Below are 14429 nucleotides of genomic sequence, written 5' to 3' on the forward strand. Positions count from 1 at the left end.
GCCGCGCACGCGACGCCGCTACCGCTCCCCGTCCATGAGCCCCGACTGCACCAGCGGATTCCCGCGCCGCCGTGTGACGAAGACACCGCGCCCCGGGGGCATCGGTCGCGGGCGTACGTTGCCGAGGACGTCCCCCTCGATGGGGTCGCCCGAGAGCATCACGCCCTGCGCGCCCAGCTCCATGACGCGCTGCATGAACGGCTCGTACAGGGCCCGTCCGGCCCCCGCCGTGCTACGGGCGATGATGAACCGGACGCCGACGTCACGTGAGAACGGCAGCATCTCCGTGAGCTTGGCCATCGGGTTCCCGCTGGACGTGGAGACCAGGTCGTAGTCGTCGACGACCACGTACACCGTCGGGCCGCTCCACCAGCTGCGTTCGCGCAGTTCCTGCGCCGTGACGTCGGGCGACGGCGTACGGCGCTTCATCAGGTCGTACAGCGCGTCCACGTGGTGCTCCATGTTGTTGGACATGGGCACGTACTCCGCCAGGTGCGTCGCGGGGGTGACGTCCAGGAGCGCTCGCCGGTTGTCGATGACGAAGAACTTGCAGGCGTTTGCGTCGTACCTCTCGGTCAACTGCTTGATGAGCAGCCGCAGCAGATTGGACTTGCCGGACTCGCTCTCGCCGAACACCAGGAAGAACGGGTCGCGCTCGAAGTCGAGGAAGACCGGCTCCAGGTTGTTCTCGTCGATACCGAACGCGATGCCCCGCTCCGGGTGCGCGTGGCCCGCGGGCAGTTCGCGCACCGGGAGTTCGCGGGGCAGCAGCCGGACCGCCGGGGCGGGAGCCGCGGTCCAGTGCCGGGCGACCTCCTGGTTCATGGCCGCCGTGGCCTCGGAGAGGTCGCTGTCGGAGTTGATGCCGTCGATCCGCGGTACCGCGGCCATGAAGTGCAGCTTCTCCGGAGTGAGACCACGACCGGGCACGCCGGGCGGCACGTTGACCGCGGCCTTGCGGTCCAGTTCGGAGTCCATCACGTCGCCGAGCCGCAGTTCGAGCCGGTTCATCAGATGGTCCTTGAGGTTGGCCCGGACCTCCATGGAGCGCGACGCCGTGACGATCAGGTGGATGCCGTATCCGAGGCCGCGCGCCGCGATGTCCACGGCCGCCGGTTCCAGTCCCTCGTAGTCCGTACGGAAGTTGCCCCAGCCGTCGATGATCAGGAAGACGTCGCCCCACGGCTGGTCCGTGGCCGAGATGTCGCCGCGCGCCCGCAGCCTGCGGAAGGTGGCGATGGAGTCGATGCCCGCGCTGCGGAAGTACTCCTCGCGCCGCGCCATGATCCCGTACACCTCGGAGACCGTGCGCCGCACCCGCTCCGGGTCGAGCCGGGAGGCGATCCCGCCGACGTGCGGCAGACCGGAGACCGAGGCCATGCCGCCGCCACCGAAGTCGAGTCCGTAGAACTGGACCTCCTGCGGCGTGTGGGTGAGTGCGAAGCCCGCGATGAGTGTGCGCAGCAGCGTGGACTTGCCGGACTGCGGACCACCGGTGATCTGCATGTGGCCCGCGGCACCGGAGAAGTCCCGGTAGAGCGTGTCGCGCCGCTGCTCGTACGGCTTGTCGACCACGCCGAGCGGTACGACGAGGCGGCCCGAACCCTCGAATCCGGGCTGGGTCAGCCCACGGCCCTCGACCGCGGAGAGCCCCGGAAGCAGCTCGTCCAGCGACGGCGGGTTGTCCAGCGGAGGAAGCCACACCTGGTGCGCGGAGGCCCCCCGGCCCTCCAGCCTGCGCACGATCACATCGAGCACCGTGTCCGCCAGGGCGTCGTCCTCCGGCGTACGCGCGTCGGGCACCAAGGCCCCGGTCCGCGGGCTCGGCTGTACGTACTGCACCGGCACCGGAGCCGCCGTGAACACCACCGGCCTGCGGTCCACCGGCAGGGGGCCGGAGGACACGGCCGGCTGGGCGCCCGAGCGGTACACCCCGGAGACGTAGGCGGCCTTGAAGCGCACCATCTCGTCCGTGCCGTACTTGAGGTATCCGGAACCGGGGACGTTGGGCAGGTGGTAGGCGTCGGGCACACCCAGCGCCGCCCGGGACTCGCCCGCGGAGAACGTACGCAGGCCGATCCGGTACGACAGATAGGTCTCCAGCCCGCGCAGCCGCCCTTCCTCCAAGCGCTGCGAGGCCAGCAGCAGATGGACGCCCAGCGAACGGCCGATCCGCCCGATCTGTACGAACATCTCGATGAAGTCGGGCTTGGCGGTCAGCAGTTCACTGAACTCGTCGATGACCAGAACGAGCGAGGGAATGGGCTGCAGCGGGGCCCCCGCGGCACGCGCCTTCTCGTAGTCATGGATGTTGGCGTAATTGCCCGCGTCGCGCAGCATCTCCTGGCGGCGGTTGAGCTCACCGCTGATGGAGTCGCCCATCCGGTCGACCAGCGTCAGATCGTCCGCGAGGTTGGTGATCACCGCTGCGACGTGGGGCATCTGCGCCATACCGGCGAAGGTGGCACCGCCCTTGAAGTCCGCGAGGACGAAGTTGAGCGTCTCCGAGGTGTGGGTGACGGCCAGGCCGAGTACGAGCGTACGCAGCAGTTCGGACTTGCCGGAACCGGTGGCGCCGACGCACAGGCCATGCGGCCCCATGCCCTCCTGCGCCGCCTCCTTGAGGTCCAGCATCACCGGGGCGCCGTCCTCGCCGACGCCGATCGGGACACGCAGCCGCTCCGCCTGGGAGCGGGCCCGCCAGGTCCTGCTGACGTCGATCGAGGCCGCGTCACCGAGGTTCAGCAGATCGGTGAATTCGAGATTGGCGAGCAGCGGCTCGTCGTCGTCCCCGCCCGTGGCCACGTGGAGCGGCGCCAGTTGCCGGGCCAGTGCTTCGGCGGCCTCATGACTGAGCAGGTCGGGAAGGCCGTCGTAGACCAGCCCGTGCCCGGACTCCAGCTGCAGCGAATGGGGGTGCACCACGACGGAAAGGCCGCCGCGGGCCCCGTTGACCTCACCCGGTACGACCTCGACGACCGTCACGCCCTGCAGGCCCTCGGCCGCGGCGAGCGCCGACACCGGCGACACGGACTGGCCGTCGAGCACGACGACGACATGAGGCTGGTCCATGAGCGGCTGGCCATCGGGCTGGAAGCGCGGCCGGCCCTCGAGCCGGCCCGCGAGCATTTCCTCCAGCTCCCCGGTGCTCGTGGTGATCAGACGGCGGACGCCGGCACCGTCGATGAAGCCCGCGGCCTGGACGTGCGGGAGCCACTTCGCCCATTCCCAGTGCGGGGCGGCGTCCCGGCCCGTCGCGACGGCGATGATCAGGTCCTCGGGGGAGTGCAGCGAGGCGAGCGCACCGACCATCGCGCGGGCCGTGGAACGGACGGACTCCGCTTCGCCGCTGATCGTCAGGTGGTAGAAGGCGCGCAGCGAGACCGCCATGGGCAGGCCGTCCAGCGTGCTGTGGGTCGTCAGGAACTGCTGCATCGCCCCCGCGGTCAACGGCTCCAGCTCGTCGAGCGGCGCGGTCTCGGGCGCGATGAGCGGCGTGGCGAGTTCCTGACTGCCCAGGCCGATGCGTACCTGCGCGAAGTCGGCGTCGCCGACGCGGCGCTCCCACACGCGGCTGCCCTCGGCGACAAGCGCCCACAGCTGGTCCGGGGACGGGTGGAGATAGAACTGTGCGTCGCGCTGCTTGCGGGCCGTCTTCAGTACGGCGCGCCTGGTTTGCGTCAGATACCGCAGATAGTCACGCCGCATGTCGGCGAGCTGCCCCTGGGTGCCCCGCCGGAAGCGGACCATCATCGCAATGGCCATGGCGACCGTCGACGCGATCATGATCACGCCCATGATCCGCATGATCGGGTTCGGGGTCATGAAGAAGAAGACGACGGAACCACCCATGCCGAGCATCGGCAGCAGCTGCATCATCACCCCCTCCTGCTGACCGCGAGGCAGCTCGGGCGGCGGTTGCAACTGCACCTGCTCGTCCGGTACTTCGGAGGGCAGGGCCCGCGGTGGGCGCTTGACGACGATCTGGCTCACAGCTCACCAATTCCCTTGCCGGACAGAACTGTTCGTATCGGCGCCCCCGTGGCGACGGGCTCCATCCGCGGGAGGATCCTACTGGCGTATGGAAGGACACCGAGAGCGGTAGGGTGTCGCGACGCGTGTAAGCATTCGCTAACTACCGCAAGGAAACGGTCATTCGGGGCGCGAGCGAGGCCCGCGATCCCGGAGATCGTTTCAGGAGAACGATGAGGGGGAGCAGCAGGTGACTATGACGGCCCAAGCGGCGGCCACCGGACAAGGTCGGCCGGGTCCCGGAGTTCCGGCCGGCAGCGGAACCGGTTTCTGCCGGGTCACGGTCGTCGCGCCCGACAGCCGCGTCGACGTGGCGCTGCCCGAGGACATCCCCGTCGCCGACCTGTACCCGGAGATCCTCCGGCTGTCGGGACAGAGTCCCGCCCAGGGCGCTCCGGTCGGCTATCACCTGGTACGTCGCGACGGCACGGTCCTCGACAGCGGGCGCACTCTGGCCGGTCAGCGCATCCTCGACGGTGAACTGCTTTCCCTGCGCCCCTTCTCCGAGTCGCTGCCCCCCGCGGTCTTCGACGACGTCTCCGACGCGGTCGCGACCGCCGTCGCCCGGGACCGCACCCTCTGGGGCGACAGCCTCATGCGCGGAGCCGGGCTCTTCGGAGGGTCGCTCCTGCTGGTCCTGCTCGGTTTCGTGCTGTGGACCTCCGGCCCCCGGCACGACATGCACGGCCTGCCGGGCGTCCTTGCCGCGATCATCGCCGTACTCGCTCTGGCACTCGCGTGCGTACGTGCGCGCGTGTACGACGACCGGGGATCGTCCACGGCTCTGGGGATCGGTGCGCTCGCGAACGCCGCGGTCTCCGGTGCCGGGCTGCTGCCGCTCGGCGAGGGGCAGGGCATCGGCAGGCTCCAGTTCCTGCTCGCCTGCGCCGCCGTGCTGGTGGCGGCGGTGATCCTCATGATCGCCGCACCGGGCGGGGACGGTGTCTTCGTCGCGTTCGTGTTCGCCGCCGCCATCGGCCTGCTGGTGACCTTCGTCGCGATCATGACCGGCATGGCGCCTGCCGAGACCGCGGCGGTGTGCGCCCCGCTCTCCGTGGGTGTCCTCGCCTTCCTGCCCGGTCTCTCCACCCGTTTCGCCCGCCTTCCCATCGGCTTCGAGCCGCCCCGCACCACCGCCGGTGACTACGGGACGTCCGAACCGGCGCCGCAGGGCCCGGTCGACGCCGACCGCATCGCCGCCCAGGCGCGCCGCGGCCACGAACTGCTCGTCGGCCTGGTCGGCGGGTGCGCGCTGGTGGCCGTGGGCGCCGCGGCCGTCCTGGGGTTCTCGGACAACATCTGGGGCCAGCTGTTGGCGCTCTCCACCGGAGTCGCCATGCTGATGCGTTCCCACCTGTTCCGGTACACGGCCCAGGTCGGCTGCGCGCTGGCGGCGGGTCTCGGCGCACTCGTGCTCCTGGGCCTCGGCCTGTCCCTCAATCCGCCGGTCGAGATGGTGCGCGAGGCCGTCGCGGGGGACAGCACCGCGCTCGACATCCGTACGATCTGGCTCACCGCAGCCGTTGCGGGCGCCGCCGCCCTGATCACCGCCATCGGGCTGATCGTGCCGCGCAAGGGGGTCACCCCGTTCTGGGGGCGCTTCCTGGAGATCGCCGAAGCGTGTGTGCTCCTGACGCTGATGCCCCTGTGCCTCGCCGTTTTCGATGTCTACCACTCGATCCGCGCGCTCACCAGCTGACCCGGCGGGCCCACCCGGCGAAACCCGAGCTCGGCCGGGCAGAATCAAGCCCGTCCTGCGATTGGGGACGAGGTCGTGCCCCGGCGCCAGGGGCCGCCTCACCCCCGACCGAACCGGCTCCGCTGGACTGGTACGCTGTGTGACGGCCGTTTGTGTACGCCCTCCCGGATCATCCTGGGAGCTGCGCTCATCGGACCTTCGCCCCCGAGTAACGGAAGCCCCCCTGAGAACAGACCAGGGGCACTCGCGGACGCATCGAACATCAAAGAGGAGTACCGCGTGTCGCTCGACGCCGCTACGAAGAAGCAGATCATGGCCGAGTTCGCCACCAAGGAGGGTGACACCGGTTCCCCCGAGGTCCAGGTCGCGATGCTCTCTCGCCGGATCTCGGACCTGACGGAGCACCTCAAGACGCACAAGCACGACCACCACTCCCGCCGTGGTCTGCTGATCCTGGTCGGCCAGCGTCGCCGCCTTCTGCAGTACCTGGCCAAGAAGGACATCCAGCGCTTCCGCGCCCTGGTCGACCGCCTCGGCATCCGCCGCGGTGCGGCCGGCGGCGCCAAGTAAAACGCCGTGAAGGGAGCGGTTCCCACTACTGAGGGGACCGCTCCCTTTGTTGTACGTACGATTGTGCGTACGTACGCATGTACGGGACGTGCCGGGTCCGCCCGCACGCCCGGAATGCCAAGCTGAGCCGAATCTCAGTAACCTGGTCGTAGAACGACCAGCAGAACGAACCACGGACGAGCGAGAAGCAGACCTCCCCGCCGCCGGTCCTCGGTAGTGGCCCCCGGACTCATCGACCCGGGTGCTTCGATCGAAGACCGGCCCGCCGATGGAGGGCTTCTCCGCTACCGTCCCCCGCCACACGGGCGTGGGGGCGAGAAGACGATATGTATCGGAGAAAACGCTAGTGGAGAACGAGACCCACTACGCCGAGGCCGTTATCGACAACGGAACCTTCGGCACCCGCACCATCCGCTTCGAGACGGGCCGCCTGGCCAAGCAGGCCGCCGGCTCCGCCGTCGCGTACCTGGACGACGACACCATGGTGCTGTCGGCCACCACCGCGTCCAAGAAGCCCAAGGACCAGCTCGACTTCTTCCCCCTCACGGTGGACGTCGAGGAGCGGCAGTACGCCGCCGGCAAGATCCCCGGTTCCTTCTTCCGTCGTGAGGGCCGGCCCTCCGAGGACGCGATCCTCACCTGCCGCCTGATCGACCGCCCGCTGCGCCCCTCCTTCAAGAAGGGCCTGCGCAACGAGATCCAGATCGTCGAGACGATCATGGCGCTCAACCCCGACCACCTCTACGACGTGGTCGCGATCAACGCCGCCTCCTGCTCCACGCAGCTGGCCGGCCTGCCCTTCTCCGGCCCGGTCGGCGGCACCCGTGTCGCCCTGATCAAGGGCCAGTGGGTCGCCTTCCCGACGCACACCGAGCTCGAGGACGCTGTCTTCGACATGGTCGTCGCCGGTCGCGTCCTGGAGGACGGCGACGTCGCGATCATGATGGTCGAGGCCGAGGCCACCGAGAAGACCATCCAGCTCGTCAAGGACGGCGCCGAGGCCCCGACCGAAGAGGTCGTCGCCGCCGGTCTCGAAGCCGCGAAGCCCTTCATCAAGGCGCTCTGCAAGGCCCAGTCGGACCTCGCCGCCAAGGCCGCCAAGCCCACCGGTGACTTCCCGGTCTTCCTGGACTACCAGGACGACGTCTTCGAGGCGCTCGCCGCCGCCGTGACGTCCGAGCTGGCCCAGGCGCTCACCATCGCCGGCAAGCAGGACCGCGAGGCCGAGCTGGACCGCGTCAAGGAGATCGCCGCCGAGAAGCTGCTCCCGGCCTTCGAAGGCCGCGAGAAGGAGATCTCCGCCGCGTACCGTTCGCTGACCAAGAAGCTGGTCCGCGAGCGCGTCATCAAGGACAAGGTCCGCATCGACGGCCGTGGCGTCACGGATATCCGTACGCTCGCCGCCGAGGTCGAGGCCATCCCGCGCGTGCACGGCTCGGCGCTGTTCGAGCGTGGCGAGACCCAGATCCTGGGCGTCACCACCCTCAACATGCTCCGTATGGAGCAGCAGCTGGACACCCTCTCCCCGGTGACCCGCAAGCGCTACATGCACAACTACAACTTCCCGCCGTACTCCGTCGGTGAGACCGGCCGCGTGGGCTCGCCCAAGCGCCGCGAGATCGGCCACGGCGCGCTCGCCGAGCGCGCCATCGTGCCGGTGCTGCCGACGCGCGAGGAGTTCCCCTACGCGATCCGCCAGGTCTCCGAGGCGCTGGGCTCCAACGGCTCGACGTCCATGGGCTCGGTCTGCGCCTCCACCATGTCGCTGCTGAACGCCGGTGTGCCGCTCAAGGCCGCCGTCGCCGGTATCGCCATGGGCCTGATCTCCCAGGAGATCGACGGCAAGACCCACTACGTCGCCCTCACCGACATCCTCGGTGCGGAGGACGCTTTCGGCGACATGGACTTCAAGGTCGCCGGTACGAAGCAGTTCGTCACCGCGCTCCAGCTCGACACCAAGCTCGACGGCATCCCCGCCTCGGTCCTGGCCGCCGCGCTGAAGCAGGCCCGCGACGCCCGCCTCCACATCCTCGACGTGATGAACGAGGCCATCGACGTCCCGGACGAGATGTCCCCGAACGCCCCGCGGATCATCACCGTCAAGATCCCGGTGGACAAGATCGGTGAGGTCATCGGCCCCAAGGGCAAGATGATCAACCAGATCCAGGAGGACACCGGCGCCGACATCACGATCGAGGACGACGGCACCATCTACATCGGTGCCGCCGACGGACCGGCCGCCGAGGCCGCCCGCGCCACGATCAACTCGATCGCCAACCCGACCATGCCGGAGGTCGGCGAGCGCTACCTGGGTACGGTCGTCAAGACCACCACCTTCGGTGCGTTCGTGTCCCTCATGCCGGGCAAGGACGGCCTGCTGCACATCTCGCAGATCCGCAAGCTCGCCGGTGGCAAGCGCGTGGAGAACGTCGAGGACGTGCTCGGCGTCGGCGCCAAGGTCCAGGTCGAGATCGCCGAGATCGACTCCCGTGGCAAGCTCTCCCTGATCCCGGTCATCGAGGGTGAAGAAGACGAGAAGAAGGACGACGCCTCCAAGTGACGTCCCGTAGTTCCGTGACGACGGCCCGCGCCTCTTCCGAGGCGCGGGCCGTCGCCCGTACCCAAACGCTTCTCAAGGGCACCAACGGCATCGGTACGGTCCGGCGGACCGTCCTTCCGGGCGGCCTCCGCGTCGTCACCGAGACCCTGCCCTCCGTCCGCTCCGCCACCTTCGGGATCTGGGCCAGCGTCGGATCACGCGACGAGACCCCCACCCTGAACGGCGCGACGCACTACCTCGAACACCTCCTCTTCAAGGGCACCGCCAAGCGCAGCGCCCTCGACATCTCCGCCGCCATCGACGCGGTCGGCGGCGAGATGAACGCCTTCACGGCGAAGGAGTACACCTGCTACTACGCGCGGGTCCTCGACACCGACCTGCCGCTGGCCATCGACATCGTCTGCGACATGCTGACCGGCTCGCTGATCACCGCCGAGGACGTCGACGCCGAGCGCGGCGTCATCCTCGAAGAGATCGCCATGACCGAGGACGACCCGGGCGACTGCGTGCACGACCTGTTCGCGCACACACTGCTCGGCGACACCCCCCTCGGCCGCCCGGTCCTCGGCACCGTCGACACCATCAACGCGCTCGACCGCGGCCGGATCACCCGCTTCTACAAGAAGCACTACGACCCCACACACCTGGTCGTCGCCGCCGCGGGCAACATCGACCACGCCACGGTCGTACGCCAGGTCCGCAAGGCCTTCGAGCGCGCGGGCGCCCTGTCCCGCACCGACGCCGTCCCGGTCGGCCCGCGCGCGGGCTCCCGCACGGTGCGCACCGCCGGCCGCGTCGAGCTGCTGAACCGCCGGACCGAGCAGGCCCATGTCGTCCTCGGCGTGCCGGGCCTGGCCCGTACCGACGACCGGCGCTGGGCGCTCGGCGTCCTCAACACCGCCCTCGGCGGCGGCATGAGCTCACGCCTCTTCCAGGAGGTACGGGAGAAGCGCGGTCTCGCCTACAGCGTCTACTCGTACACCTCGGGCTTCGCCGACTGCGGACTCTTCGGCGTGTACGCGGGCTGCCGGCCCAGCCAGGTCCACGACGTCCTCAAGATCTGCCGGGACGAGCTCGACCGGGTAGCGTCCGAAGGACTGAACGACGAGGAGATCGGCCGCGCCATCGGGCAGCTCTCCGGTTCCACGGTCCTGGGCCTGGAGGACACCGGCGCGCTGATGAACCGCATCGGCAAGAGCGAACTGTGCTGGGGCGACCAGATGTCGGTCGACGACATGCTGGCCCGGATAGCGCAGGTCACCCCCGATGACGTCCGCGCGGTCGCGGGCGAGGTCCTCGGACACCGCCCCTCGCTCTCCGTCATCGGCCCGCTCAAGGACAAGCAGGCCGACCGCCTCGACGAAGCGGTCTCCTAACCCACCCGTAAGGAAGCAGAGCAATGAGCAAGCTGCGTGTGGCCGTTCTCGGCGCCAAGGGCCGGATCGGATCCGAAGCGGTACGAGCCGTCGAGGCCGCCGACGACATGGAGCTGGTGGCCACCCTGGGCCGCGGCGACAAGCTGGAGACCCTCGCGGAAACCGGCGCCCAGGTCGTCGTTGAGCTCACCACCCCCGCGTCGGTGATGGGCAACCTCGACTTCTGCGTACGGCACGGCATCCACGCCGTCGTCGGTACGACGGGCTGGACCGACGAACGGCTTGCGCAGCTGAACACCTGGCTCTCCGGCTCCCCGGAGACCGGTGTGCTCATCGCGCCGAACTTCTCCATCGGCGCCGTCCTCACGATGAAGTTCGCGGAGCAGGCCGCCCGCTACTTCGAGTCCGTCGAGGTCATCGAACTCCACCACCCCAACAAGGTCGACGCGCCCTCGGGCACCGCCACCCGCACCGCCCAGCTGATCGCCGACGCCCGGCGCAAGGCCGGCTGCGCCCCGCAGCCGGACGCCACCACCACGGCCCTGGACGGGGCCCGCGGCGCGGACGTCGACGGGGTCCCCGTCCACGCGATCCGGCTCCGCGGTCTCCTCGCCCACCAGGAAGTGCTGCTCGGCGGCGAGGGGGAGACCCTCACCATCCGCCACGATTCCCTGCACCACAGCAGCTTCATGCCGGGCATCCTGCTCGGCGCGCGCCGCGTGGTGACCACTCCCGGCCTGACGTTCGGCCTGGAAAACTTCCTCGACCTGAACTGACTGAGCCCCCGCCATGCGCGCAAAGATCACTTACTTCGTCACCGCTGCCGTCCTGGTCTTCTACTTCGTCCTGGTCGGCAGCCGTGGCGTCCTGCTCATCAAGCACGGCACCCTGCTGACGGTCACCTTCGGGGTCGCGGTGCTGATCCTGCCGTTGATCGGGGTCTGGTTCCTCTGGAAGAACACCCAGTTCGTGGCGCGGGCCAACGCGCTGGCCGCGGAACTCGACGCGGAGGGCGGCCTGCCGGTCGATGAACTGGTCCGTACCCCGTCCGGCCGCATCGACCGCGCCTCGGCCGACGCCGTGTTCGCACGGCGCCGCGAGGAGGCCGAGGACGCCCCGGACGACTGGCGCTGCTGGTTCCGCCTGGCCGTCGCCTACCAGGACGCCAGGGACACCCCTCGGGCCCGCAAGGCCATGCAACGCGCCATCGCCCTGCACACGAGGCGCGTCCCCGGACGGGTCACACCGGCCGGATCGGGTCCGGCCGGCGACTGAGGTCGGAGACGGTTACCGGGCCCGCCCGGTAACCGTCTCCGACCTCAGCGCCGCCGATACTCGTCCCCCCACGCCTCGACCGTGTCCGCGGCGCGGTCGAACGCCTCGCCCCGCGCCAGAAAATCCGCATTGCTGTCGGTGAGCAGGGGCGGAATCGCCTCGCCGCCCTGCCGTACGACGATCAGCGCCTGCCCCTGCACTGTGCGCGGGAACCCGAGCCACTTCACCGGCTGCTGCACGGTACGGACGGCCGTGACCCGATTCCACGGCACGGTCGACGTCGTGAAGAAGCCCACCCGCCGCACGCCGTGCCTGCTCACCCAGGCACCGAGCCGCAGCAGGCGCAGGGCACAGGCGATGACCACGAGCGCGAGTCCCAGACACGCGGCGGCCCCCGGCATCTCCCCGGCGAACGCGATGACCATCCCCGCGAGCAGGATGAACGACGCGAGCAGCAGCATGGAGGCCGCAGCCGCGACCCGCCAGGGCCCGGGGCGGTACGGACGCCGCCACTTGTCGTGGTCGTCGTACGGCAGCGCGATGTCCTCAGCGCTCGCGTCAAACGCGCGGTCGGCCGTCAGAAAGGGCAGGGGCACGACTGATCCTCACTCACAAGCACGCTCGATTGCTGTGCTCGGTGAGGCTACCGAGGAGGTCACCGCCCCGACCACCCCAGGGGGCCTGTACGAGTCAGTGCTCGTGGGCGGCCTCCGTCTGCTGGGAGTGCGACGGGTCCTGGGCGGTGCTCAGCGCGGGCAGGCCGAGGATCAGCGACCCTACGAGACCTGCGACGACCGTCAGCCCGACGAGGGTACGGTCGGCCAGCTGCGAGACGCTGGTGCGCTCACGCGGGGGCGGGGTGACGTTACTGCGGAATCGGTCGGCCTCGGCTACGAACGCGAACGGGACGGATTCACGCCGGCGGAACATGAGGAAACTCTCCTTAGAACCTTGGTGCGGATGCTCCTACTGAGTCAGACGCTCGACAGACCCGTTCGGTGCCCCGAATCGCCGAATTGGTCGAAGAAATCCCGGCACGGCCCTTCCAGCCCTCGTTGTCAGTGGCGGCCCGTAGAGTGGGCGCCGCCCGAGCGACGCAATTGGAAGGACCCCGCCGGTGACCGAGACCCCCGAGCCCGCAAAGCCCAGCTTCCGCAGCGATGTCACCGTTGAGCTGGTGAAACATGCCGCAGGCGACTCCGACGTCCTGTTCGCGGCCCGTGTCTCCACGGCCGGTGAACAGTCCCTGGAGGAGGTCACGAAGGACCCCGAGCGCTCCAAGGGGCTCATCAACTTCCTGATGCGCGACCGGCACGGCAGCCCGTTCGAGCACAACTCGATGACCTTTTTCATCAGCGCCCCGATCTTCGTGTTCCGCGAGTTCATGCGCCACCGCGTCGGCTGGTCGTACAACGAGGAATCGGGCCGCTACAGGGAGCTGGAACCGGTCTTCTACGTCCCGGGGGAGTCCCGCAAGCTCGTCCAGCAGGGGCGCCCGGGGAAGTATGAGTTCGTCGAGGGCACCCAGGCCCAGCAGGAGCTCACCGGCCGCGTCATGGAGGACTCGTACCGCCAGGCGTACGAGGCCTACCAGGAGATGCTCGCCGCAGGAGTGGCCCGCGAGGTCGCCCGCGCGGTGCTCCCCGTCGGCCTGTTCTCCTCGATGTACGCCACGTGCAACGCCCGGTCGCTGATGCACTTCCTCGGCCTGCGCACCCAGCACGAGCTGGCCAAGGTGCCCTCGTTCCCGCAGCGGGAGATCGAGATGGTCGGCCAGCAGATGGAGGAGCACTGGGCCCGTCTCATGCCGCTCACCCATGCAGCCTTCAACAAAAACGGACGCGTAGCCCCGTAAGCGGTGTCCGTATTGCGGCCTTTCGTGAAGTTCATCTAGGCTGATCAAACGGACCCGGCACTGCTTGAACCCCCGAGCAGGCAGTGCCGGGCTCCTACCGCGTGTCCCCCCGAGGGGGCATTGGGCGCTGAGCAACGAGTAGCGTGTTACCCATGGCTCCGATCTCCACTCCGCAGACCCCCTTCGGGCGGGTCCTCACCGCTATGGTCACGCCCTTCACGGCGGACGGCGCACTCGACCTCGAAGGTGCCCAGCGGCTCGCCACCCATCTGGTCGACGCAGGCAATGACGGCCTGATCATCAACGGCACCACCGGCGAGTCCCCGACCACCAGCGACGCGGAGAAAGACCAGCTCGTCAAGGCTGTACTGGAAGCAGTGGGGGACAGGGCCCACGTCGTCGCCGGCATCGGCACCAATGACACCCGGCACAGCATCGAGCTCGCCCGCACGGCCGAGCGCTCCGGTGCCCACGGCCTCCTCGCGGTGACGCCCTACTACAACAAGCCGCCGCAGGAAGGTATCTTCCGTCACTTCACGGCCATCGCCGACGCCACCGGGCTGCCGGTGATGCTCTACGACATTCCCGGGCGCAGCGGTGTGCCGATCGACACTGAGACGCTGGTACGGCTCGCCGAGCACCCGCGTATCGTCGCCAACAAGGACGCCAAGGGCGACCTCGGCCGCGCAAGCTGGGCCATCACCCGGTCCGGCCTGGCCTGGTACTCCGGCGACGACATGCTGAACCTGCCGCTCCTCTCGGTCGGCGCCATCGGCTTCGTCTCCGTCGTCGGCCACGTCGTCACCCCCGACCTGCGCGCCCTCATCGAGGCGTACCTCGGCGGCGACGTCCAGAAGGCCACGGAGATCCACCAGAAGCTCCTGCCGGTCTTCACCGGCATGTTCCGCACTCAGGGCGTGATCACCACCAAGGCGGCACTGGCCCTCCAGGGCCTCCCCGCAGGCCCGCTGCGCCTCCCCCTGGTGGAACTCACCGCACAGGAAACGGCGCAGCTCAAGATCGATCTCGCCGCCGGTGGGGTACAGCTGTAACCACAGACTT

Annotated in this window: 11 protein-coding genes; 8 read left to right on the forward strand and 3 right to left on the reverse strand. The window is 69.2% G+C overall.

The genetic code is table 11. The features are described 5' to 3' along the window. Positions 1–18: 18 nt before the first annotated feature. Positions 19–3993: a type VII secretion protein EccCa gene (gene eccCa, locus OH735_RS27835; RefSeq protein ID WP_406384367.1), complete on the reverse strand. Its 3975-nt coding sequence runs from the start codon at positions 3991–3993 to the stop codon at positions 19–21. 235 nt (positions 3994–4228) lie between these two features. On the opposite strand from eccCa, the gene eccD reads away from it, so the two are divergent. The 6 genes from eccD (at position 4229) to OH735_RS27865 (ending at position 11512) form a co-directional block, all read left to right on the forward strand. Continuing rightward, a complete protein-coding gene (gene eccD, locus OH735_RS27840; protein WP_406386769.1) occupies positions 4229–5731 on the forward strand; it encodes a type VII secretion integral membrane protein EccD in 1503 nt (500 codons plus the stop codon). A 279-nt stretch (positions 5732–6010) separates the two neighbouring features. Next, positions 6011–6301: a 30S ribosomal protein S15 gene (gene rpsO, locus OH735_RS27845; RefSeq protein WP_189546018.1), complete on the forward strand. Its 291-nt coding sequence runs from the start codon at positions 6011–6013 to the stop codon at positions 6299–6301. Positions 6302–6647: 346 nt separating this feature from the next. Next, a complete protein-coding gene (locus OH735_RS27850) occupies positions 6648–8861 on the forward strand; it encodes a polyribonucleotide nucleotidyltransferase (protein ID WP_406384368.1) in 2214 nt (737 codons plus the stop codon). Next, the gene (locus OH735_RS27855; RefSeq protein WP_406384369.1) at positions 8858–10237 is read left to right on the forward strand and encodes a M16 family metallopeptidase; all 1380 of its coding nucleotides are present in this window, start codon (positions 8858–8860) and stop codon (positions 10235–10237) included. The genes OH735_RS27850 and OH735_RS27855 overlap by 4 nt, the downstream gene beginning before the upstream one ends. Positions 10238–10260: 23 nt before the next feature. Continuing rightward, positions 10261–11013, forward strand: coding sequence for a 4-hydroxy-tetrahydrodipicolinate reductase (dapB, locus tag OH735_RS27860; protein ID WP_406384370.1), 753 nt, complete (start codon positions 10261–10263; stop codon positions 11011–11013). Between the two features lie 13 nt (positions 11014–11026). Continuing rightward, entirely contained in the window at positions 11027–11512 is a 486-nt protein-coding gene (locus OH735_RS27865) for a hypothetical protein (RefSeq protein WP_406384371.1), read from the forward strand. 44 nt (positions 11513–11556) lie between these two features. On the opposite strand, the gene OH735_RS27870 is transcribed toward OH735_RS27865, so the two are convergent. Then, complete coding sequence (locus tag OH735_RS27870; RefSeq protein WP_406384372.1) at positions 11557–12108, reverse strand: hypothetical protein; 552 nt, start codon at positions 12106–12108, stop codon at positions 11557–11559. A gap of 94 nt (positions 12109–12202) precedes the next feature. Then, the gene (locus tag OH735_RS27875) at positions 12203–12442 is read right to left on the reverse strand and encodes a hypothetical protein (protein WP_406384373.1); all 240 of its coding nucleotides are present in this window, start codon (positions 12440–12442) and stop codon (positions 12203–12205) included. Positions 12443–12629: 187 nt separating this feature from the next. Here OH735_RS27875 and thyX point away from each other — a divergent pair, with 187 nt between their 5' ends. Together thyX and dapA are read left to right on the forward strand one after the other, a co-directional pair. Continuing rightward, complete coding sequence (gene thyX, locus OH735_RS27880) at positions 12630–13367, forward strand: FAD-dependent thymidylate synthase (RefSeq protein ID WP_406384375.1); 738 nt, start codon at positions 12630–12632, stop codon at positions 13365–13367. 152 nt (positions 13368–13519) lie between these two features. Continuing rightward, complete coding sequence (gene dapA, locus OH735_RS27885) at positions 13520–14419, forward strand: 4-hydroxy-tetrahydrodipicolinate synthase (protein WP_406384376.1); 900 nt, start codon at positions 13520–13522, stop codon at positions 14417–14419. Positions 14420–14429: the final 10 nt, after the last annotated feature.

This window comes from Streptomyces sp. NBC_01618 (genome assembly GCF_045209435.1).
GTDB lineage: Bacteria > Actinomycetota > Actinomycetes > Streptomycetales > Streptomycetaceae > Streptomyces.